The organism is Pseudomonas sp. AC172 (assembly GCF_979258595.1).
This window is the reverse complement of record NZ_OZ409868.1, coordinates 2664250-2684899: the sequence shown is the minus strand read 5'-3', so window position 1 is coordinate 2684899 and position 20650 is coordinate 2664250. Positions and strand designations below refer to the sequence as shown.

General features: G+C 57.9%; 21 protein-coding genes. 10 read left to right on the top strand and 11 right to left on the bottom strand.

The features are described from left to right. The first annotated feature begins 551 nt into the window (after positions 1-551). On the top strand, positions 552-1100 hold the full coding sequence (locus tag ACZ0A4_RS11920) for a cupin domain-containing protein (RefSeq protein ID WP_007950154.1): 549 nt from the start codon (positions 552-554) through the stop codon (positions 1098-1100). Positions 1101-1807: 707 nt separating this feature from the next. On the opposite strand, the gene ACZ0A4_RS11915 is transcribed toward ACZ0A4_RS11920, so the two are convergent. After that, positions 1808-2881 carry a hypothetical protein gene (locus tag ACZ0A4_RS11915; RefSeq protein WP_463574851.1) on the bottom strand — a complete coding sequence of 358 codons (1074 nt, stop codon included), beginning with the start codon at positions 2879-2881 and terminating at the stop codon, positions 1808-1810. Between the two features lie 738 nt (positions 2882-3619). On the opposite strand from ACZ0A4_RS11915, the gene ACZ0A4_RS11910 reads away from it, so the two are divergent. Continuing rightward, positions 3620-3904 (top strand): hypothetical protein, encoded by a 285-nt coding sequence (locus tag ACZ0A4_RS11910; RefSeq protein WP_463574849.1) that lies wholly within the window; start codon positions 3620-3622, stop codon positions 3902-3904. 77 nt (positions 3905-3981) lie between these two features. On the opposite strand, the gene ACZ0A4_RS11905 is transcribed toward ACZ0A4_RS11910, so the two are convergent. Then, positions 3982-4413, bottom strand: a complete 432-nt coding sequence (locus ACZ0A4_RS11905) for a hypothetical protein (RefSeq protein WP_463574848.1) — start codon at positions 4411-4413, stop codon at positions 3982-3984. A gap of 166 nt (positions 4414-4579) precedes the next feature. Between ACZ0A4_RS11905 and ACZ0A4_RS11900 the strand changes: the two genes are divergently transcribed. The 4 genes from ACZ0A4_RS11900 to ACZ0A4_RS11885 all read left to right on the top strand — a co-directional run bounded on the left by ACZ0A4_RS11900 (position 4580) and on the right by ACZ0A4_RS11885 (position 7199). Further along, positions 4580-4969 (top strand): hypothetical protein, encoded by a 390-nt coding sequence (locus ACZ0A4_RS11900; RefSeq protein WP_463577545.1) that lies wholly within the window; start codon positions 4580-4582, stop codon positions 4967-4969. A gap of 15 nt (positions 4970-4984) precedes the next feature. Continuing rightward, positions 4985-5407, top strand: a complete 423-nt coding sequence (locus ACZ0A4_RS11895) for an HD domain-containing protein (RefSeq protein ID WP_463574846.1) — start codon at positions 4985-4987, stop codon at positions 5405-5407. 71 nt (positions 5408-5478) lie between these two features. Then, positions 5479-6126 carry a hypothetical protein gene (locus ACZ0A4_RS11890; protein ID WP_463574845.1) on the top strand — a complete coding sequence of 216 codons (648 nt, stop codon included), beginning with the start codon at positions 5479-5481 and terminating at the stop codon, positions 6124-6126. Positions 6127-6176: 50 nt separating this feature from the next. Beyond that, positions 6177-7199 carry an AbrB family transcriptional regulator gene (locus tag ACZ0A4_RS11885; protein WP_463574844.1) on the top strand — a complete coding sequence of 341 codons (1023 nt, stop codon included), beginning with the start codon at positions 6177-6179 and terminating at the stop codon, positions 7197-7199. Between the two features lie 217 nt (positions 7200-7416). Here ACZ0A4_RS11885 and ACZ0A4_RS11880 read toward each other — a convergent pair whose 3' ends face one another. Further along, positions 7417-8193: an NAD(P)H-dependent oxidoreductase gene (locus ACZ0A4_RS11880; protein ID WP_463574843.1), complete on the bottom strand. Its 777-nt coding sequence runs from the start codon at positions 8191-8193 to the stop codon at positions 7417-7419. An 85-nt stretch (positions 8194-8278) separates the two neighbouring features. Between ACZ0A4_RS11880 and ACZ0A4_RS11875 the strand changes: the two genes are divergently transcribed. Both ACZ0A4_RS11875 and ACZ0A4_RS11870 read left to right on the top strand, forming a co-directional pair. Continuing rightward, positions 8279-9172 (top strand): LysR family transcriptional regulator, encoded by an 894-nt coding sequence (locus ACZ0A4_RS11875; protein ID WP_463574842.1) that lies wholly within the window; start codon positions 8279-8281, stop codon positions 9170-9172. Between the two features lie 255 nt (positions 9173-9427). Then, positions 9428-10213, top strand: coding sequence for a DeoR/GlpR family DNA-binding transcription regulator (locus ACZ0A4_RS11870; RefSeq protein ID WP_463574841.1), 786 nt, complete (start codon positions 9428-9430; stop codon positions 10211-10213). 140 nt (positions 10214-10353) lie between these two features. Here ACZ0A4_RS11870 and ACZ0A4_RS11865 read toward each other — a convergent pair whose 3' ends face one another. From ACZ0A4_RS11865 to ACZ0A4_RS11830, 8 genes are all read right to left on the bottom strand, one after another. After that, a complete protein-coding gene (locus ACZ0A4_RS11865) occupies positions 10354-11637 on the bottom strand; it encodes an NAD(P)/FAD-dependent oxidoreductase (RefSeq protein ID WP_463574839.1) in 1284 nt (427 codons plus the stop codon). A 148-nt stretch (positions 11638-11785) separates the two neighbouring features. After that, positions 11786-13150 carry a glutamine synthetase family protein gene (locus ACZ0A4_RS11860; RefSeq protein WP_463574838.1) on the bottom strand — a complete coding sequence of 455 codons (1365 nt, stop codon included), beginning with the start codon at positions 13148-13150 and terminating at the stop codon, positions 11786-11788. 408 nt (positions 13151-13558) lie between these two features. Further along, positions 13559-14902, bottom strand: coding sequence for a chromate efflux transporter (gene chrA / locus ACZ0A4_RS11855; protein ID WP_463574837.1), 1344 nt, complete (start codon positions 14900-14902; stop codon positions 13559-13561). A 312-nt stretch (positions 14903-15214) separates the two neighbouring features. Next, on the bottom strand, positions 15215-15676 hold the full coding sequence (gene moaE / locus ACZ0A4_RS11850) for a molybdopterin synthase catalytic subunit MoaE (protein ID WP_463574836.1): 462 nt from the start codon (positions 15674-15676) through the stop codon (positions 15215-15217). 3 nt (positions 15677-15679) lie between these two features. Next, positions 15680-15931, bottom strand: coding sequence for a MoaD/ThiS family protein (locus tag ACZ0A4_RS11845; protein WP_463574834.1), 252 nt, complete (start codon positions 15929-15931; stop codon positions 15680-15682). After that, the gene (moaC, locus tag ACZ0A4_RS11840) at positions 15928-16413 is read right to left on the bottom strand and encodes a cyclic pyranopterin monophosphate synthase MoaC (protein ID WP_123376707.1); all 486 of its coding nucleotides are present in this window, start codon (positions 16411-16413) and stop codon (positions 15928-15930) included. The genes ACZ0A4_RS11845 and moaC overlap by 4 nt, the downstream gene beginning before the upstream one ends. Beyond that, positions 16410-17255, bottom strand: coding sequence for a formate dehydrogenase accessory sulfurtransferase FdhD (gene fdhD / locus ACZ0A4_RS11835; protein ID WP_463574833.1), 846 nt, complete (start codon positions 17253-17255; stop codon positions 16410-16412). Before fdhD ends, moaC begins: the two co-directional genes overlap by 4 nt. A 240-nt stretch (positions 17256-17495) precedes the next feature. Then, a complete protein-coding gene (locus ACZ0A4_RS11830; RefSeq protein ID WP_463574831.1) occupies positions 17496-18395 on the bottom strand; it encodes a LysR family transcriptional regulator in 900 nt (299 codons plus the stop codon). 289 nt (positions 18396-18684) lie between these two features. On the opposite strand from ACZ0A4_RS11830, the gene moaB reads away from it, so the two are divergent. Together moaB and ACZ0A4_RS11820 are read left to right on the top strand one after the other, a co-directional pair. Further along, positions 18685-19224, top strand: a complete 540-nt coding sequence (gene moaB / locus ACZ0A4_RS11825) for a molybdenum cofactor biosynthesis protein B (RefSeq protein ID WP_064389336.1) — start codon at positions 18685-18687, stop codon at positions 19222-19224. Then, positions 19221-20426 carry a molybdopterin molybdotransferase MoeA gene (locus ACZ0A4_RS11820; protein WP_463574830.1) on the top strand — a complete coding sequence of 402 codons (1206 nt, stop codon included), beginning with the start codon at positions 19221-19223 and terminating at the stop codon, positions 20424-20426. Before moaB ends, ACZ0A4_RS11820 begins: the two co-directional genes overlap by 4 nt. The last annotated feature ends 224 nt before the right edge of the window (positions 20427-20650 follow it).

Sequence of the window (20650 nt, the reverse complement as noted above, 5' to 3'; positions counted from 1 at the left end):
ATGAGGCCAGCAAACACAACATCAATCCGACTGAAACACTAAAGATCAAATTGTAGGAGTGAGCCTGATCGCGATGAGGTTAGAAAAGACACCATCACTCCCGCTGACACACCACAAAACCTGTGGGAGCTGGCTTGCCAGCGATGGCGGTCTTTCAGCAAAAGGGATGTTGAATGTGCCACCCAATCGCTGGCAAGCCAGCTCCCACAGGTTTTGTATTCAGCCCGGAATTACCACCGGCAGGTTCATTTCACACACCGTCCATCGAACCTGCTGAGCAACACCGGCAAACGTGATTTAATAGCCGCCTTTCACGGTTCCGGGACACGGGAGCAACGTGATCCGCGCCCCTCGCGCGGCACCCGCCACCCACCCCCATTACCCGTGGGTCTGCGCGAGAACCGCCGAGCGGCGATCAGGCAAGGCAAAAACAGGCGAGGAAGCGGAGTGTAGGGCCCTACATGAGCATTCCGAGCCTGTTTTTAACGCAGCATGATCGTCGCGCAGGCAGTTTTCGCGCAGAGCCTAAGTACTTCTCACATAAGGCAGTCATGGATACGGGTTCTCGACTCAAACTAGTACGCGAAAGCTACAAACTCTCCCAGCGTGAGCTGGCCCGGCGTAGCGGCGTGACCAATGCCACCATCTCCCTGATCGAACAGAATCGTGTCAGCCCCTCCGTCAGCTCGCTGAAAAAGCTGCTCGAAGGCATACCGATGTCCCTGGCCGACTTCTTCACCTTCGACCAACCCCCGCGCGAACACCAATACGTCTTCCGCGCCAACGAACAACCCGACCTCGGCCGCCACGGCCTGCGCCTGCTATTGATCGGCGCCTCCGTGCCCAGCCGGCAGATGCGCTTGCTGCGCGAGCAATACGCCCCGGGTGCGAGCTCCGGAGAAGAGCCGATTGTGCATGCTGAGGGCGAGGAGTGCGGGCTGGTGACGCGTGGCACGGTTGAGTTGACCGTGGATGGGTCGGTGAGTGTGTTGAATGCGGGGGATGGGTATTACTTTCCGACGACGCTGCCGCATAAGTTCCGGAATATCGGGGCGGATGAGGCTGAGATTATTAGTGCTAATACGCCGGCGAATTTTTGATTGTTTATTAGTGGTTATCTGCTGGCGCGATTCTCAGTGTGGGTGGTGCTAATTAAGGTGGTGTAAATGATTTAGTAAATTTTTATAATGATCTTTGTCGTGCTTCGATAGTTTGATAAAATTCTTCCGCTCGGATATGTCCGTGATGGTTCGTTCTTTTGCAGCTAATTTGTCTTTCGGTTGACTGAGTAAATGTATTTAAACTTTACGGTTGAAATGTGGCTCTCGTAGGTGGGGGTGGATCTATCGTAATCAACTTTAGCCTGGAAGCTTAAGTTGAACCGTCTCTGAATGAGCTTGAAGCTATAACAAGGCTTAGTGCGATGTGTTAATGATGGAGGTTTTAGTTGTGCTCCAATCATCTGTCGCTTCGCTGGTTATTGAAGAGTTATATCGATGATTTCTTTAAATGCTCAGGGAGGTTAGTCATTTGAGAGGTAGTGAGCGTCTTTTTTAATGCTTCAAATTTAGTTCGATTATGTTCGATAAAAACCCAAGTTTTGACGTACACCCTTTGCATTATATTATGCGCCGATGTGGTTCTTCATGAGTTGGTTTTTTCATAATTAGTTATTCAAAAAAACTAGTGGGTGAGTTGCAGGGTTGTCCTCGATTGAGTCGTTGATGGGACGTCTGTGCACATTGTTTCGACTTCATTGGTGATTGCGTATTATATTGCTTGGTGTGTTGGTGCTCTGTGTTTTTGTTTACTTGCTGGCTGGGGTTTTTTCAATGAAGTCGGGAATTAGTCGCTCACTGAAACCCGCGATAATTGCTAAAGTCAGGAGTCTGCTATTGTTCTCGCTCATTAGGTCAAGAAGTAAGCCTGCTTTGCATGCGACTAAAGATATAACGCCGAAAGCACACCCAAGGCCTACTCGAACAACACCTTGGAGGACAATCATTTTTGTTGGCTCATACAAACCTACCTTTAGATCTTTTGTTCTCTGAAGTACCGAAATGAGTGCTCCGCAAACACCTCCAAATATTCCCATGATTAATATATTTAAGTTGACCGTCAAGTGCGTGGAAAATTTGTAGTAAAAGATCGCAGACACAGTCATTACTATGATTGAAAATGCTATCGAGTAGAAGGTTAGATAAAATCTTGCGCCGTCAGTGATGTTTTTTTCAATGAAGGAGACTACTGGAGTGAATATGTTGTCTGTGTTGCTTGTTTCGTCAACTAGTTTTGCCCTGAAACCGGCTGCTAAACAAGTTCCAAGTTTTAAGTTGAGTAGACGATGTTTTTTTTCGGGCAGAACTGCCATGCCCCACGCCCTAATTCTATAAAAGTCGTCTAAAATGTTAGTGTTTTGCAGTGATTTTTCTCTTACTTGGTGGCGGGCCATGCATAGATTGTCAAGATAAATTGTATAGTCTTTATTTGAGGTGATAACCAAGTTTGGAGCTGGTTCGGCTTCTATGTAATCGTGGAAATTTTTAATCCTCTTGTCGATTTTTATAATTACTTCTTCATTGGAGCAGTCGTTTCCAACTATTTCGGAGAGAACAGCTACAACGTGAGTGTCTACAATATCGGAACAGGTATGGTTGAATTTTCTGAATGCGCGTGATTGTAGTAAAGATAATTCGTTTAACTTGGTGGCAGCTGAGTTACTAACGTTCTTCAAGTTATATCGGAGTATTCCGTTGCTGATGAATATAATGTATTCATGGTTGCAAAGTAATATTTCAGTTACTGTGTTGCCGTCTAGCTGGTCGTCTACAGAGATTAAATTAAAACTATCTATGTTGTTGCTTAAATAGGCTGTTGTCATTATTTGAGGTTCTCAAAGTTAATAGTTTTTAAAGAAGCTGAAAGCCAATTTAGTAGAAAGTACATGTTGTTGGACGGTAGATGACTGTCGTAGTCAGAAAAAAGACTCATCAGAATCCTGCTGTCCTTCAGCTAATGTGCCATTAATCCGATTCATTTGATGGGTGTCAGAGTGCCATTATCTTCCGGTCAGTGGAAGGGGGGAGGTTTAAAGTTGACATCGCACTTAAGCATCTTCCTTGTCCAACTGCTCCCATTCTCTGAGAAATAATGAAGTTTTTCCCCCGTAAAAACGCATGGATGCGTTCTTACGGACGCTCCCCAATCGATTGATTGGATTGTCACTCCCCTGTTCAGTCACATGAACCACATCGCTTACGTCCTGCAAATGTTCCTAGCCATATTGGTGATGGTATTGAAGTCGTGGCCAGCGTGGTTGGAGAGGCCGGTCTAGGCGAGGAAGTCGAGGTATTTGAGTACGGTATCAAGGCGTTCGGCGCAGCAGTCGTCGTAATCGGGGCGTGCGGTATGTCTGAGAGAAACGGACTATCAGGTTTTGGCGCAGCCTCGCAGCCCAACGAGAGCAAGCTCCCTCGCCACAAGGGATGTTTTCCTACGAGATTTTCAGACATCGAAATTGCGCGAGCCTTTGGGGCGATAACCATTCGTCCGACACGCCGCACCTTCGCCGCACACCTTCTTCCAATGCTGTAACTCCCCACGCAAAGGAAGAGCCATCATGCTGAACCATAAAATCGCGGCGTTTACCCTCGCGGCGTTGCTGTCCGGCAGTTCGCTGTACGCGATCGCTGCCGGCGAAACGCCGACTCCGACGGCGAACGACGGCACCAGCCAGACGCGTGACCCGGCGTCCCCTGCCACCAATGCCGACCCGGATTCCAGTACGCTGCCCAAGGGTGGTGATGGTGGCAAAACCGACAATGGGCCGGTGCCTTCTGCCTCCAAGCCCAGCCCTGCGGGTCAACCTTCCGGTAGCAGCAGTGGTGGTAATGGCGGTGGTTAACGGATATTGCGCACTAAAAGAGCCCGGTCTTTTGAGCCGGGCTTTCTTTGCCTGCCGCGAACGCAGATATCAGGCGTTCACTTTGCCTTCCACTGCCCGCCACCATTCTCACAATCGATCCGTGCCTGCGCCAAATGCTCCACGTCGTAGTAATACGTGGTCACTTGCGCGTTATCGGGGATGTTCAGCGCCTTGGCGTTTTTGTTTTTACTGGTGGAATGCGGGTTGGCCAGGGATTCCTGGGTGATCGTGGCGATGCACGAGGCCTGATAGTGGTCGGCGCAATGTTCGACTTTGTTCTTGGTGCTGCTGAGCATGTCTTTGCTTTCGTTGCTGCACGACCAGTCGATTGAGTTCACCGGCATGCCTTCGTATTCATAACAACTGTGGCTTTCGACCGACGGCACTGAGGCGCTGGAGGATTGGGTCTGCACGTCGCAGCCTTCGGCCATTACGCAGGTGGGGATGATGGCGAAGGTGGCGATCAGAAGCAGGAAGCGAATGTTCATCGGGGTTTCCTCTCCAATGGCGCCGGGTCTGATCGATGATGTTGGCGCTTTATAGTTTCGAGACGGCGCGGAGGAGGGAGGTTCCATCGGGTTTTTGATTTGCTCCCATGGCGTACACTGCGAAACAATCGGAAACATTCAGCGCCCAAGGATTGGAACATTGCCCATGATCGAAATCGGCAGCCGCAATAACGCGCTCCCCTCGCAGCATCCATTCCACGACATCTATCTGTTTCACATTGACCCCGCAAAGCCAGAAACACCGTTCTGTTTCGAGCAGTCGATGTCCGGCGGGCATATGGAGCATGGCGGTGCGCGGTGGTTGGCGCTGGATGAGCTGGACGCCTGGCCCGGTGAGTGGCGTGAGCATTTGAACAAAGCTGATTGCGCCTGGGTTGCCGAATTGATCGATGCCCATCCGAAAGCCGATCAGGCAACCTTGGTGTCGTTGATCCTTCAGCGTCACTCTGGGCCAGCCAAACCAGTCGGAAGGCTGAAGGCTATCGGCAACTGGCTCAAGCGCAATATCCATGTCGGCGGCCGCTACGGCGTTTAACCCTCGGAGATTTTCATGACCCAGACCCTCGAACGCGCTATCGCCATCGCCGCCACGGCTCATGCCGGGCAGGTCGACAAGGGCGGTGCGCCGTACATTCTGCATCCGCTGAAAGTCATGTTGCGCATGACCACGCTGGAAGAACGCATCGTCGCCGTGCTGCACGATGTGGTTGAGGATTGCGGTGTCAGCCTCGATGACTTGCGCAAGGAAGGTTTCAGCGAAGAAGTGCTGACGGCGATTGAGTCGGTGAGCAAAGTGCCGGGCGAATCCTATGAAGACTTCGTTGACCGCGCCGCGCAGAACCCGATCGGTCGGGTGGTGAAGCTGGCGGATCTGGAAGAGAACAGCGACCTGTCGCGGATTGCTTCGCCGAGCTGGGAGGATCTGGAACGGGTCGAAAAATACCGCCGGGCGATTGGACGGTTGCGCGGTTAACAGGGGATTGCCGCTTAGGTCATTTCCCGATCGATTTACTGCCATGCAAGGCACAGAGGAAGGAACCAAGGATGGAGTTTGCAACGATCGTTCAGCTACTGACGGTAATCGGTGTCGTCGCTGCTGCGACAAAGGTGATTCGCGAATTATCGTTCATGGGCAAGAGCCGGCTTGCGGAGGAGTACCGGGTCGCTAAAGAGGTGTTGAAGGATATTGAGCAAAACCCGGATTTACCTCTTTTGGTCAAAGAGCGCGGCTACCTGGCGATCGCGGGTACTTCGACGATCAATCCCGCCGATGTCGCGTACCTGATTTCCCTCGTTAATCCGGCCAGAAACCTCAGGGACTATGTGCTTTCCAGAAAGTACGTTGAGCTTGATGTCGAGCGCCACAGAATTGATTTCCGCCCGAAATACAGAAAGCGTTTTTCCAGGATCTGGAGAAAAGCCTGGAGTTTCACGCTGTATATCGTGTGGTCCGCTATTGCGATGTCTCCACTCCTGTTGATCCAGCCAATGGGGCTTGAACCTACATTCGCCTTTTGGATGGGTATCACCGTGCCGGTCGCGGGTTTCTTTGGTGTCATCTCGTTGCTTGAATGCCTGAAGATTATCAAGGGCGAGAAGCTGGTTCAGTCACAGGAACAGCACACCCGCAGAATACTGGTTGCGCAAACACCGAAGAAACCATCGATCACGCGCCATGAAAGTACATCCTGACTCATTGGTTCAGACGACGTAAGTCACACTTTCAAGTCGATGGAGGATTGATGAAATCTATTCTGTGTTTGTTGATTGCGGCTGGTTTCGGCGCACTGTTGCAGTTCGAAGGCGTACCCCATGGCCTGCTGCTGGGTTCAATCGTCGTTACCGCGTTGTTTGCCAGCAAAACTGGTATCGCGCCGGCAACACCTTATGGGCTGGGCTACATCCAGGTTACGCTGGGCATCGCCACCGGGCTGATGTTCGAAGCGTGGGACAGTGAGACGGCCTCGACGATGTTGCCTAGCCTTGGTGTGTTGCTGATTTGCCTGGCAGTGCAGATCGTGCTGGCCGGATGGTGGCTGACGCGCGGCGCAGGCTGGAACCGTACCGATGCGCTGTTGGCGGTTTATCCCGGCGCGCTGGCGGCGGTGTTCGATTTATTGGAGTCGGAAAAGGCGTCGAGCAAGGTCATCATCGTGCACTTGATGCGCTTGCTGCTAATCACGGTATTGGTGAGCTTCTTGATTCCCGGCCAGGCAGCAGCCGTGGCGGTTGCCGATGGCGACCCTTTGACGACAGGCATGGCACTGACTGCGCTTTCGGTCATCGCATTGAGCGTGCTGCTCGGGCGTTTGCTGCTGGTGATCGGCGTACCGGCGCCGTTCATGCTCACGGCGATCATCATCACGGCGGTGTTTGTGAAATCGGGATGGCTGCACGGGTTTCACATGCCGGACTGGAGCCTGAATCTGGCGGCGCTGATTCTTGGCGTGCGGATCGGCTCAAGGTTTCAGGGCCTTGGCTTTGCGGAGCTCGGGCGTCACGGCCGCACGGCGTTGGTCTCGGTTGGGTTGATGATCGTGGTTGCGGCCGTGTTTGCTGAAGTCGCGGCGCGGTGGTTGGGCAGTGATCCGCTGTCGCTGTGGCTGGCGTACATGCCGGGGGCGATTGAGACGATTGCGATTGTCGCGTTTGGTGGGGGGCTGAATGTGGTGTTTATTCTGACTCATCATTTGAGCAGGATGGTGTTGCTGCATTTTGCCCCGGCGTTGTTGGTGCAGGTGCGGCGGGCGCGTGAGGAAGCCTGACTGGAGCCACTGATGCCTGCATGTTGCGGTGTGTCAGTCAGATCCATCCCCCTCACCCCAGCCCTCTCCCCCAGGGGGGCGAGGGGGAAAGGGAGCCGATTGTGGGCTGTTCAAAACTTGAGTTCGGCTCGATATCCCAGGTCGGCGTAACTTGAACATCCAACGCGGTCGGTTCCCTCTCCCTCCGGGAGAGGGCTGGGGTGAGGGAAATGCGGCGCTAACGGATGTGTGCGTCGAAGCCTTCGCTATCCGGTGCGATATCGCTCTTCAACGTCAAAGCAGGAATCTCATACTCCCCGGCATTCTGCTGCCGAAACCCAATCGGCCGTGCACTCCACAACTCATCCAGCCGCCGCCCCAATTCCTCACAAGTCTCGGCATACCGCGCCGCATCCATCCGACTCGTCCGATACACCACAAACGGTGGCACCACTTCAAACCCCGGGTAATACAAAATCCCGTGCTGGATCGGGAACAGCAGATCATCCATCGGCCCATTGATCCCGCGCGGCGCATAGTGCGATTCCCAGCCACCAGTGGTGACCATCAACATCGCCCGTTTGCCTTTCATTTTCCCTTCGCCATACCGCTCGCCCCAACGACTGTCGGAATGTTCACCCACGCCGTAGGCAAAACCATAGGCGTACACCCGATCGACCCAGCCTTTGAGAATCGCCGGCATGGTGAACCACCACAGCGGAAACTGCAGAATCAACGCATCCGCCCACAACAGTTTTTCCTGCTCGCGGGCAATGTCGGCAGCCTGGGTGCCTTCGGCGTAAGCGATTTTCGAGTCGAGCGAAGCGTGGAACGGTTTGCTCGCATCGCGCTGCGGAGCGTCGTCGGCGTCGAGGGTGGCTTTCCAGTTCATTGCGTAGAGGTCGGAGACTTGCACGGTGTGACCGGCGGCTTGTAGGCGCTGGACGCTGAAGTCGCGCAGCGAGCCATTGAGGGACGTCGGTTCCGGGTGTGCGTAGACGAGTAATACGTTCATGTTGAAGCTCCGTTAGCTGAGTGACAGCAGGATCGGCGTTCAACAGGTATATTGGAAATGAATGTCTGATATGTCTGGTATAGCCATGAATAATTTGAGACGGCTGGATATCAACCTGCTGTTGACGCTGGATGTGTTGCTGTCGGAGCACAACGTCACCCGCGCGGCGCAGCGCCTGAACCTGTCGCAGCCTTCGGTGAGCGTGCATCTGGCCAAGTTGCGCGACATCTTTGGCGATCCGCTGCTGTTGCCCGGACCGCGTGGTATGCGCCCGACGGCGCGCGCCGATGAACTGCGTGAGCCGCTGCGCGAGGCATTGGAGGCGTTGGAGAGGGCAGTGGCGCCGGCCAGTGCGTTCGACCCGGCGCTGGCGACGCACACCTGGAAAATCGCCGCGACCGATTACGGCGAATCGACGGTGGTGTTGCCGGCCCTGAGTGGTTTGCGCGAACAGGCGCCGGGCACGCGGCTGGCGGTGATCGATCTGACACCGGCGCATCTGGTCAAACAGGCCGAGCAGGGCGTGTTCGATCTGGCGCTGCACATCAGCGAAGACGCACCGCCGGAACTGCATCGGCGACCGCTGTTCACCGAACGTTATGTGCTCGCCGGTAGAGTCGGGCATCCAGATTTGATGCATGCGCCGAGCCGCAAACAGTTCTGCGCGCTTGAGCACGTGATGGTGTCGCGCGAGGGCGGGGGCTTTTTCGGGGTGACCGACCGGGCGTTAGCCGATGTCGGGCTGATGCGCAAAGTGGTGCTGTCGGTGCCGCACTTTCTGATGGCGATGTCGGTGCTGGCCAGCACCGATCTGGTGGCGATGCTGCCGTCACGCCTGGTGCGTGGTAACCCGGCGTTGCAAGTGGTCGACGCGCCGCTGGAAGTGCCCGGTTACGAGATGGCGATGTTCTGGGGCGAGCGTTCGCATCGCGATCCGGCGCATAAATGGCTGCGTGAACATTTGTTGGCATCGGTCTGAGGCGCTGTCAGGCGTGGCCCAGGGCAATCGCAAACGACACGACGATCATGCACGCAAACGCAAAATTGAGATTCATGAGGTGTTCATCCTGAGCCTTTTAGAAGTGCGGCCATTCTGAACAGGCTGAAAGCAAAGAAAAAATTCGCCTTGTTGATTCCAATGATCGAAACAATTGATACCCCGTCGGTTTGTGTTTGTTGACGCCTTTCGCTACTCTCGCAAAACATGCAATTACAAGCACAAACAGGCATAACCATGCGCGATCATTCTTCAGCCGAACTGCCCTCCCTGCGCCGGCAGAAAATCCTCTTGCTCCTCGAACGTGACGGCAAGGTCATGGCCTCCGGATTGAGCCAGCACTTCGCAGTCTCCGAAGACACCATCCGCCGCGACCTCGCCGAACTGGACAACGCCGGTCTGGTACAGCGCGTGCACGGCGGGGCGCTACCGCGTCCGAAGGACTCCGGCAAGGACTACTTCACGCGGCTGGACGAGACGGATGAGATCAAGATCCGTTTGGCGCAACGGGCGGCGCAAGAGATTGAAGACGGGCAGATTGTGCTGTTCGACTCCGGCTCGACCACGTTGCAAGTGGCGCGCTCGTTACGTGCAGATATCAGCATCACGGCGCTGACCGCTTCGCCGATGACGGCGATTGCGCTCTCGGAATTCAAGGGTGTGAAAGTGATTCTCGCTGGCGGCCAGTTGAACCCGCGCACGATGGCGGCGGGTGGGCATGAGGCGCTGCGGCTGCTGGCCGGGATCAGGGCGGATCTGGCGATCACCGGCGTCTGTGCGATTCATCCGGAAGTGGGGATTACTTCGCTGCATTTTGATGAAGTGCCGGTGAAGCAGGCGATGCTGGAGGGCGCGACGCGGGTGATTGCAGTGACCACGGCGGACAAGCTCGGGGCGGTGGAGCCGTTTGTGGTGGCGCCGTGTGCGCGCCTGCATACGTTGATTACCGAACGGCATGTAGCGTCGGGGAGTATCGAGGATTATCGGCGGTTGGGGATTGTGGTGGAGCAGTTGGCGGATTGAAGTTTTGTAGTGGGGCTGATGGCCTCATCGCTGGCAAGCCAGCTCCCACAGGTTTTTGCGGTGTACATGAAATTTGGGTACGCCACGGACACTGTGGGAGCTGGCTTGCCAGCGATGGGGTCAGCAGGATCAACACAGGCTTAGCGAAGTCGCTCAAGCATCTGGTAGTACCACATCCCGGCAGCCAGTAACGGATTGCCGAGCAAATCCCCCATCGGCACACGAATGTGCTGGCACGCGGCAAACGTATCGAACTGCTCCATCTGCCCGGTGATCGCCCGGCCCATGATTTCGCCCATGATGTGCGTCGTCGCAATGCCGTGCCCCGAGTACCCCTGGCAATACCAGACGTTGTCCGAGAGCTTGCCCAGTTGCGGAATGCGGTTGATCACGATGCCCATCGCGCAGCTCCACTGGTAATCGATCTGCACGCCTTTGAGCGCCGGGAAGGTTTGCTCGATGCACGGGCGCAGTTCGGCGGCGATGTCCCGTGAATCCTTGCCGCTGTAGTTGGCGCCGCCGCCGAACAACAGACGGCCATCAGCGGTGAGGCGGTAGTAGTCGAGGACGAAGCGGCAGTCGTATACGGCCAGATCTTCCGGGTTGATCTGCTTGGCCAGATCGCCGAGCGGTGCGGTGGTGACGATGCCGCCCATGGCCGGAAAAATCTTGCCCTTGAGCTGCCCCGGTTCGAGCTTGTGATAGACGTCGCCGGCGAGCATCACCTGATTGGCATCGATCTGGCCGTGAGCCGTGCGTACGCCCGGCGTAGCGCCGTGAGTGATCTCCAGCACTTCGCTGTTTTCGAAGATCAGCGCGCCGAGACTTTCCGCCGCCCGCGCCTCACCGATGCACAGGTTGAGCGGGTGCAGATGCATGTTGCGGGTGTTCTTGATTGCACCGTGGTAGAGGTCGCTTTGCAGCAGGTCACGCACTTGGCTGCGGTCGAGCAGGCTGACCTCATCGCCCAGTCCGCGCCGCACGGCTTCTTCGTAATCGTTGCGCAGACCGGTCATGTGACTGGGTTTGTACGCCGCGTGCAAATGGCCGTGTTTGAGATCGCACTGGATGCCGTATTTCTCGACACGCTGCTTGATGATTTCATGCCCGCGCCAGCGCAGGTGCCAGATGAAATCATCGACGTCATCGCCGAGTTTCCCGCGCATCTGTTTGCGCATCGCGCCGTCGCCGGAAAGGCTGCCGGTGACTTGGCCGCCATTGCGCCCGGTGGCGCCCCAGCCGATCTTGTGGCTTTCGACGATGGCGACTTTCAGGCCTTTTTCGGCGAGTTCGACAGCGGTGGCGACGCCGGTGAAGCCGCCGCCGATAATCACCACGTCGACGGTGTGCCGGCCTTGCAGGGTAGGGTAGTCGGTGTCCTGGTTGAGGGTGGCGGTGTAGTAGGAATTGCAGCGTTCGGTCATGTCAGTGTCCACACAAAATTCGGGAGGCTAAGCAGGATCCTTGTGGGAGCTGGCTTGCCAGCGATAGCGGAGTGTCAATCACCACAGAAGGTGAATGTGCTGGCCTCATCGCTGGCAAGCCAGCTCCCACAGGATCTATGTCCAATGGTTAAGCTTCGGTGAGATACCACCGCCAATCCTGCTCACCCACCTCGGCCATGAACTGCCGGTACTCGGCACGTTTCACCGCCAGATACACCCCGAGAAATTCCTGTCCTAACGCATCCCGTGCCCACACCGAATTCTCCAGCGCCTGCAGCGATGTCAGCCAATCCGTCGGCAGCAATTCCTTCGCTTGCGCATAGCCGTTGCCCTCGACCGGCGCACCCGGATCAAGGTCTTCACGAATGCCACGATGAATCCCGGCAAGGATTGCTGCTGCGGCGAGATACGGGTTGGCGTCGGCGCCGCAGATGCGGTGTTCGATGTGCCGGGTGTTGGCCGGGCCGCCCGGAACGCGCAGGCTGACGGTACGGTTGTCGACGCCCCAGGTCGGCGCCAACGGCGCGTAGCTGTTGGCCTGAAAGCGCCGGTACGAGTTGGCGTTCGGGCAGAACAGCAGCAACGAATCGAGCAAGGACGCGAGCATGCCGCCAATCGCCGTGCGCAGCAGCGGCGTGCCGGCCGGGTCTTCGGAGGCAAACAAATTATGTCCCGCGCCATCGGCCAGACTCACGTGCATGTGCATGCCGGTGCCGGCCAGATCATCGAACGGCTTGGCCATGAATGTCGCCTGCATGCCGTGCTTGTGGGCGATGGCTTTGACCAGACGTTTGTAGCGCACGGCCTGGTCCATCGCCTGCAGTGCATCGCCGTGTTCGAGGGTGATTTCCACCTGACCCGGCGCGTATTCGGAGATCGCCGTGCGTGCCGGAATGCCGTGCAGTTTGCAGGCACTGTAGAGGTCGGCGAGGAACGGTTCGATCTGCTCCAGTTCACGCAAACCGTAAACCTGAGTGTGTCGCGGTCGGCCTCCGTCAGCGTCCAGCGCCGGTTGCGGACGGCCGTTGTGATCGCGTTTGGCGTCGAGCAGATAGAACTCCAGTTCACACGCCATCACCGGGTGATAACCCTCCGCTTTGAGGCCGTCGATGACCTTGATCAGCAGGTGGCGTGGGTCGGCGATGCTCGCCGGCATGCCCTCGGTCGGGTGCATGCTGACCTGCACGGCGGCGGTCGGAATCTTGCGCCACGGCAGGCGCACCAGACTGCCCTCAAGCGGATAGGCGCGGCAGTCGATATCGCCGACGTCCCAGACCAGACCGGAGTTCTCGACGTCTTCACCCTGCACGGTCAGGCCGAGAATGGTGCTCGGTAGCGGCCGGCCGCTTTCGTATACGGCGAGCAGTTCTTCGCGGTGCAACAGCTTGCCGCGCGGCACGCCGTTGGCGTCGAGGATGAACAGTTCGATCATGTCGATATCGGGGTTCTGTTCAAGGAACAGGCGTGCGTCTTCGATAGCTGCGAATTTCATAATCAATCACTCACGATGGCGCCGCACAGGCGCGCAGATTCGGGCCGGACACGACGCGGCAATAGGCGTGGCTGTCCTGGCAGGGATATCAAGAAGCAGGGGGCTGTCGCGGTTCTTTAACGGACGCGATCAGACAGACCGGGCGATATCCGGCGGGCGTGCGGAGTGACGCAGCTTGGAACGGCGCAGGGCCATGGGGAGATTGACGATACGATTCATACGCCGCCCTTGTGAGAGAGGGCGCGCAGGGTAGAGACGTTCAACGATTCTGCTTGTTGTGGTGACGTACTCATAACGCGTGTTTCCGATGGCGGAAAACGTCGGTGGCGGGCTGACCCGCCGACCGGTGTGCCCGGATAGTAAGGGGGAACTCGCGGGCGTGTAAACGGGAGATTCGCAGGCCCGGGTTCAGTGCATCAGCTGAAAGCCCAGCCCGCCGAGGGCGCAAACGATCAACACACTGATCACGCCGCGTTTGAAAACGAACAAGGCCAATGCCGCCGCAACGGCCAACGCCACTGAAAAAACATCTGTCGCCCCGTTAAAGCCATTCGGCCAGAACACGTGATAGGCGAAGAAACACGCCAGATTCACAATCACCCCGACCACGGCGGCGGTGATTGCCGTCAGCGGTGCGGTGAACTTCAGTTCGTTGTGCGTCGACTCCACCAACGGCCCGCCGGCGAGGATGAACAGGAACGAGGGCAGGAAGGTGAACCATGTCACCAGCGTTGCCGCCAGCGCCCCGGCGGCAAACGCATGTTCGGGGCCGAATGCCGGTTGCACATAGGCGCCGACGAAACCGACAAACGCCACCACCATGATCAGCGGTCCCGGCGTGGTTTCGCCGAGCGCGAGGCCATCGATCATCTGCGTCGGCGTCAACCAGCCGTAATGCCCGACGGCGCCCTGATAGACGTAAGGCAGTACCGCGTAGGCGCCGCCAAAGGTAAGCAGCGCGGCTTTGGTGAAGAACCAGGCCATTTGCGTGAACGTGCCGTCCCAGCCGAATAATGCGGTCAACAACGCCATCGGTAAACACCAGAGCACTGCGCCGATCAAAGCCAGACGCAGCAGCTTCGGCAGGCTGAAACGGGCATGTTCGGGGGCCGGCGTATCGTCATCGATCAACGCCGGGCCGAAGGATTTCTCGCTGTTGCGCGCCCCTGCGTTGCTGAACCGCTGCGGCGCGAACCGTCCGCCCAGATAGCCGATCAACGCAGCCCCGAGGACGATCAAGGGGAAGGGCAGATTGAAGGCGAAAATTGCCACGAACGACGCCCCGGCAATCGCCCACAGCCAGGCATTTTTCAATGCACGCGAGCCGATGCGATGCGCGGCGTGCAGGACAATCGCGGTGATCGCCGGTTTGATCCCGTAAAACACCCCGGCCACCGCCGGCACGTCACCGAAAGCGACGTACAGCCACGACAAGCCAATCAGAATGAACAGCGACGGCAGCACAAACAGCGCACCGGCGATGACACCGCCCCAGGTGCGATGCAGCAGCCAGCCGATGTAAGTCGCCAGTTGCTGAGCCTCGGGGCCGGGCAGCAACATGCAGTAGTTGAGCGCGTGCAGAAAACGCTTTTCAGAGATCCAGCGCCGTCGCTCGACCAGCTCCTGATGCATGATCGCGATCTGCCCGGCCGGCCCGCCGAAACCGATGCAGCCGAGTTTCAGCCAGAAACGCCAGGCGTGGCGCAGGGTGACGGGATCGGGGCGGGGCAGGTTGTTCGACGCTGTGCTCAAGCGAGACTCCGGAGTTGAATCCTGGCGGAGTGGCTATCTAATCAGACTTTCAACCCTCACCCCAGCCCTCTCCCAGAGGGAGAGGGGGCCGACCGAGGTGTCTGGTGCTATCCGTCGACCTGAAAGATCGAGTCGATTATGGATTGGGTCTTCAGCCAGACGCCTGAGGGAGAGGGGGCTGACGCAGGCGTCTGGCATCGTCCATCGTTTTTGGATTCACCTCAGCCATTTCAGGTCGGCGTACCTCTGCAATATCCCCCAATCAGTCCCCTCTCCCTCCGGGAGAGGGCTAGGGTGAGGGGCTTTTGCTTTTCAGGCGTGCGCCAGGCTCCAGCGCAACGCCGCATCCCGATCGCTTTCCCGGCCCAAGACCCAGCGAGAACCCTCAGGTGTGGTCTCACGCTTCCAGAACGGCGCACGGGTCTTGAGCACGTCCATGATGAACGCGCAGGCCTCGAACGCCATATGCCGATGCTTGCTGCTGACCCCGACAAACACGATCGGCTCGCACACCGCTAACGCGCCGACCCGATGCACAATCTCCACCCCCAACAGCGGCCAACGCTCGCGAGCTTCTTCGGCGATCTGCTCGAGGGCTTTTTCGGTCATGCCCGGATAGTGCTCAAGAAACAACTCGTTCACCGTCTGGCCAATGTTCAGATCACGCACGTAACCAATGAAATTCACCACCGCGCCCACCCGTGGATTGCGCGCGTGCAGATCGGCCGTCAACTGGCCGACATCGAAGCTTTTGTGCTGGACTCGAATAGCCATCGATCAACCCCCGGTCACTGGCGGAAAAAACGCGATTTCATCAAAATCCTCAATCGCCTGGCTCGGCTGACACAGCTCTTGATTCACCGCGCACATCAGATTCCCGGCACCGAGCACTTCGCGCCACAGATCGCCGCGCTGCATGAGCATTTGCCGCACGTCCTCAACGCTGCCCAAAGCCTCAGTCAGCGGAATCTTTTCACCGCCCAGATTGAGCCGGTCACGGTAACTGGCGAAGTAGTTGATCAGGATCATTGCGCATCCTCCCATTGAAAGTGACCCGAGCGTCCACCCTGTTTGCTGAGCAGGCGGATATCGCCAATAACCATCGCCCGATCCACCGCTTTGCACATGTCGTAAATGGTCAGCGCGGCGACGCTGGCGGCGGTCAATGCTTCGAGTTCGACGCCGGTCTGGCCGGTGAGGCGGCAGGTGCTGGTGATCTGTACTCGGTCCGGTTCGCAGGCCTTGAGTTCGACGTGAATCGAGCTGAGCAGCAACGCGTGGCACAGCGGAATCAGCTCGTGAGTGCGCTTGGCCGCTTGTATCCCGGCGATCCGCGCCACCGCGAAGACATCGCCTTTCGGGTGGCCGTTGGCCTGAATCATCTGCAAGGTTTCCGGGCGCATCTGCACCCAGGCCTGCGCGCTGGCTTCGCGGCGGGTCGCGGCTTTATCGCTGACGTCGACCATGTTGGCGCGGCCCTGATCGTCGAGGTGAGTGAGGGTGTGGCTCATGTGGAAAACTCCTGGATCGGGCTATAAATTCGCGGGGCGTTGCGGTGCGGCACATGGATCAGATTGAGCCGGTGCTTGAGCGCCCAACGCACGGTCAACGCGGTAGGCGCGGACAGGCTGACGAGGGTGCCGAGGCGGGCGCGCACGGCTTTGTGGATCAGTTCGAGGCTGCAACGGCTGGTGACCACGACGAAGCCTTCAGCCACATCGATGGCGTCGATTTGCATTGCACCGATCAGCTTGTCGAGGGCGTTGTGGCGGCCGATGTCTTCGCGGCACAGCAGCGCTTCACCGTCGACATCGAAGTACAGCGCGGCGTGCAGGGCACCGCTGCTGCGCGCCAGTTGTTGAGCGGCTTCGATGCGTTGGCGGATGCCGTCGAATTGTTCTGCTGGCGGCAGTGGTGAAGGTTGCAGAATCTGCAGTTGCGGCAGTGCCTGCTCCAGCGCTTCGACGCCACAGATACCGCAGCCGCTGGTGCCGGTCATTTGCCGACGATGATCCTTGAGTGCCCAGAACGCCCGGCTGGAAATCTGCACGTCGGCCTGACAGGCCTGGTCGAAATGCGTGAGGCGGATGTCGTAGATCTCGTCGACACTGTCGATGATCGCGTTGCTCAAACTGAAGCCACGGATGAAGTCTTCAAGGTTGCCGGGTGAGACCATCATCACTGCCTGGCTGAGGCCGTTGTAGGTGATGGCGAGGGCGATTTCCGAGGCTAGCGCGGCGTGGGAGATGGCGGCGTCGGGCAGGTATTCGCGAAACGCCACTTGCGCCGGTTGTGGGGCGGGGGCGTTGGGTTCGCTGGTGGATTCTGTGATGGTTTCGACTTGGCAGAGCATCTTGAAAGTCCGGAAGCGCTGAAGAGTGCTCAGGCTACGGGGGCGTTAAAAGTGCGTCCAATCGCTTGTTCCGATGTGGTGATTGTTTTGGTCGATCAGCAGGATTTGTGTTGGCTGGTCGGGCCCCATCGCTGGCAAGCCAGCTCCCACAGGTTTCTGTGTCGTGCACAGAAACTGTGATCACATCGGAAACTGTGGGAGCTGGCTTGCCAGCGATGAGGCCGGGACATCCACCCTTGCTTATTCGGCAGGAACCTCAACCCCAAACAACTTCCGCGCCTCGGCAAAACACTTCTCGGCAATCGCCGAGCGCGGTTCGGTCTTGCGCATCACCAAGCCCAGCGGCGCGAGCACACTGGCATCTGGCAGCTGCATGAACGACAGGTGCTCGATCGGCTCCTCAAGCCCGCTGTCCAGCGGCATGATCGCGCAGCAGAAGCCTTGGTGAATCGCCTGCAACAGCTGATAGGTCGAATCGCTTTCCATGATCGGCTGCGGGCTGAGCCCACGGCTGCGGAAGCTCAAGTCGATGGATTTACGGTAATGCATGCCGGCGGTGATCATCCCAAGCGGCAATTCGGCGGCGTCTTCCCAGCTCATTTCCGAGCCTTCGAAGTTGAAATGCCGGTTGTCGTAGAGCAGGCCGACACGGGTTTCGCCGATCTCGAAAAACTCGAAGTAATTCGGGTTGACGTGGTCCAGATAGCACACGCCCAAGTCCAGTTGGTTATTGCCCAACCCGGCAATGATCTCGTCAGAACTGAGCGACGACAGGCTGAACTTCAACTCCGGATACGTCCCCGACAACCCCTGAATGTAATTGACCGGGTTAAAGCTGCTCAGCGGCACCAGACCCAAACGCAGACTACCCACCAGTTGCCCGCGACACGCCGCCGCTTCGGCAAACAAACCGTCATGGGCGGCGAGCAAGGTGCGCGCCCAAGCCAGCACGCGCTCGCCGGCCTGGGTGAAACCTTCAAAGCGCTGGCCACGGTTGACCAGCACCAGATCCAGTTCGTCTTCCAGATTGCGCAGGCGCATCGACAAGGTCGGCTGGGTGATGTGGCAGCGTGCGGCGGCTTGGCCGAAGTGACGGGTTTCGTCCAGCGCGATCAGGAACTTGAGTTGTTTGATGTCCACGACGGCACCTGCTCGATGGGGATTTTTTGATTGAGTATTGACGCAGATGCGCAAGGCGCACGAAAAGCGCAGGGTGCGACGATCTCACTTGAACGGTTATTCGTCCAATCGGAAGTGTTTAAGGGACTATCGATCAGCTCTATCAGGCCCGGTTTTACTGGCGTTTAGCGAGGTAAAAAGCACCGATAGAGCCGGTCGATAATGTGGTTGGCCAGAGTGATTAGACAGTACTCATAAGTGGCACTTAGGCTGCTCGGCAATGTTGATTGACTGCTGCCGGAGAACTGCCATGAGCGCCAAAGCCGATGCCCTGTTTGTCCCCCTGAATATTGCCGTGCTGACGGTCAGCGATACGCGCGATTATGCCAGCGATACGTCGGGCCAGTTGCTGGTCAGTCGTTTGCTGGAGGCCGGTCATACGCTGAGCGAGCGCAACTTGCTCAAGGACGATCTGTACAAGATCCGCGCACAGGTGGCGAACTGGATTGCCGACGACACCGTTCAAGTGGTGCTGATCACCGGCGGCACTGGCTTCACCGGTCGTGACAGCACGCCGGAAGCGGTGGCCTGCCTGTTCGACAAACAGATCGATGGTTTTGGTGAACTGTTCCGCGCGATCTCGATTCTGGATATCGGGACATCCACCGTGCAAAGCCGTGCGCTGGCCGGGTTGTCGAACGGCACGCTGGTGTGCTGCCTGCCGGGCTCGACCGGCGCTTGCCGCACCGCGTGGGAAGGCATTCTTGCCGAGCAACTCGACAACCGTCATCGCCCGTGCAATTTCGTCCCGCACCTGAAAGCCGCGCAAGCCTGCGGGCCACGCGGATGAGCAAGGCACCGCTGATGCCGGTCGAGGACGCCCTCGACCAATTGCTCGGCATGGCCAATGAGCAACGTCTGGCCGACAGCGAACTGCTGGCGCTCGACGATGCGCGTGGGCGGGTGCTGGCCAGTGATCTGGTGGCGACACTCGACTTGCCGCCGTGGCCGAACAGCGCCATGGACGGTTACGCGCTTAATCTCAGCGATCTGCACCGACAGCCGCTGAAGGTCTCGCAAAAGGTTTACGCCGGGTTGGCGCCGGACACCTTGTTGCCCGGCACCTGCGCACGGATTTTTACCGGCGCACCGCTGCCGCCCGGCGCTACCTGCGTCGAGATGCAGGAGAACGTCGAAGTGCTGGAGGACGGCCGCGTGCGCTTCTTGCAGCCGCTTAAAGCGGGGCAGAACATCCGCGCGCAAGGTCAGGAAAATCGCGTCGGCGACATATTGCTGCGGGCCGGCAAGCGCCTTGGGCCGTTCGAACTGGCAGTCGCCGCCGGGCAAGGGCTGGCGCAACTGCACGTGGTGCGTCGCCCGCGTGTGGCGCTGCTGTCGACCGGTGATGAACTGGTCGAACCGGGTCAGCCACTGCGCCCCGGCAGCATCTACAACAGCAACCGCGTGTTGCTCGGCCACTGGTTGCGTGAGTTGGGCTGCGAGGTGATCGACGCCGGGATCCTCCCGGATCGCCCGGCGCAGACGCGGCTCAAGCTTGAGCAACTGCAAGTGAGCGCGGATCTGATTCTGACTACGGGCGGCGTGTCTGCCGGTGATGCCGATTGTCTCGGACAGGTGCTGCGCGACAACGGCAAACCGTTGTTGTGGAAACTGGCGATCAAGCCAGGCAAACCGCTGACAGTCGGGCATTTCGGCACGATGCCGGTGATAGGATTGCCGGGCAATCCGACCTCGGCGCTGGTGACGTTTGGCTTGTTGGCGCGGCCGTATCTGCTGCGCGTACAAGGTGTCGAAGACGTCACGCCGCTGAGTTTTACGGTTAACGCGGGCTTCGATTGGCACAAGTCCGGCAGCCGTCGTGAATACCTGCGGGTGAAGCTGGAGGCAGGGCGCGCGGTGCTCTATCCGAGTCAAAGCTCCGGCGTCCTGCTCGGCGCGACCTGGGCCGACGGCCTGGTGGAAATCCCGGAAAACAGTACCCACAGCCTCGGCGATCCGCTGCGCTTTATCCCGTTCAACGAACTCTTCTGATCCCATCACAAATTAAAACTGTGCGAGCTGGCTTGCCAGCGATGGCGGCATATCAGTCACATTGATGTTGACTGACACGGCCTCATCGCTGGCAAGCCAGCTCCCACAATGGGTTTTGTGGTGGTGCTTGATATTGAGGATGTACACAGAACCTGTGGGAGCTGGCTTGCCAGCGATGGCGGCAGGTCAGGTGGCATTGATGTCGGCTGACACGGCCTCATCGC

Bases quoted from the DNA above. Each gene is read 5' to 3' on its own strand.
- moaE (WP_463574836.1), bottom strand. From the start codon at position 15,676: ATGGCTATTCGAGTCCAGCACAAAAGCTTCGATGTCGGCCAGTTGACG.
- fdhD (WP_463574833.1), bottom strand. From the start codon at position 17,255: ATGCTCTGCCAAGTCGAAACCATCACAGAATCCACCAGCGAACCCAAC.
- ACZ0A4_RS11820 (WP_463574830.1), top strand. From the start codon at position 19,221: ATGAGCAAGGCACCGCTGATGCCGGTCGAGGACGCCCTCGACCAATTG.
- moaC (WP_123376707.1), bottom strand. From the start codon at position 16,413: ATGAGCCACACCCTCACTCACCTCGACGATCAGGGCCGCGCCAACATG.
- ACZ0A4_RS11870 (WP_463574841.1), top strand. From the start codon at position 9,428: ATGCGCGATCATTCTTCAGCCGAACTGCCCTCCCTGCGCCGGCAGAAA.
- ACZ0A4_RS11905 (WP_463574848.1), bottom strand. From the start codon at position 4,413: ATGAACATTCGCTTCCTGCTTCTGATCGCCACCTTCGCCATCATCCCC.
- ACZ0A4_RS11910 (WP_463574849.1), top strand. From the start codon at position 3,620: ATGCTGAACCATAAAATCGCGGCGTTTACCCTCGCGGCGTTGCTGTCC.
- ACZ0A4_RS11915 (WP_463574851.1), bottom strand. From the start codon at position 2,881: ATGACAACAGCCTATTTAAGCAACAACATAGATAGTTTTAATTTAATC.
- ACZ0A4_RS11880 (WP_463574843.1), bottom strand. From the start codon at position 8,193: ATGAACGTATTACTCGTCTACGCACACCCGGAACCGACGTCCCTCAAT.
- ACZ0A4_RS11890 (WP_463574845.1), top strand. From the start codon at position 5,479: ATGGAGTTTGCAACGATCGTTCAGCTACTGACGGTAATCGGTGTCGTC.
- ACZ0A4_RS11920 (WP_007950154.1), top strand. From the start codon at position 552: ATGGATACGGGTTCTCGACTCAAACTAGTACGCGAAAGCTACAAACTC.
- ACZ0A4_RS11900 (WP_463577545.1), top strand. From the start codon at position 4,580: ATGATCGAAATCGGCAGCCGCAATAACGCGCTCCCCTCGCAGCATCCA.
- ACZ0A4_RS11885 (WP_463574844.1), top strand. From the start codon at position 6,177: ATGAAATCTATTCTGTGTTTGTTGATTGCGGCTGGTTTCGGCGCACTG.
- ACZ0A4_RS11860 (WP_463574838.1), bottom strand. From the start codon at position 13,150: ATGAAATTCGCAGCTATCGAAGACGCACGCCTGTTCCTTGAACAGAAC.
- ACZ0A4_RS11895 (WP_463574846.1), top strand. From the start codon at position 4,985: ATGACCCAGACCCTCGAACGCGCTATCGCCATCGCCGCCACGGCTCAT.
- ACZ0A4_RS11875 (WP_463574842.1), top strand. From the start codon at position 8,279: ATGAATAATTTGAGACGGCTGGATATCAACCTGCTGTTGACGCTGGAT.
- moaB (WP_064389336.1), top strand. From the start codon at position 18,685: ATGAGCGCCAAAGCCGATGCCCTGTTTGTCCCCCTGAATATTGCCGTG.
- ACZ0A4_RS11845 (WP_463574834.1), bottom strand. From the start codon at position 15,931: ATGATCCTGATCAACTACTTCGCCAGTTACCGTGACCGGCTCAATCTG.
- ACZ0A4_RS11865 (WP_463574839.1), bottom strand. From the start codon at position 11,637: ATGACCGAACGCTGCAATTCCTACTACACCGCCACCCTCAACCAGGAC.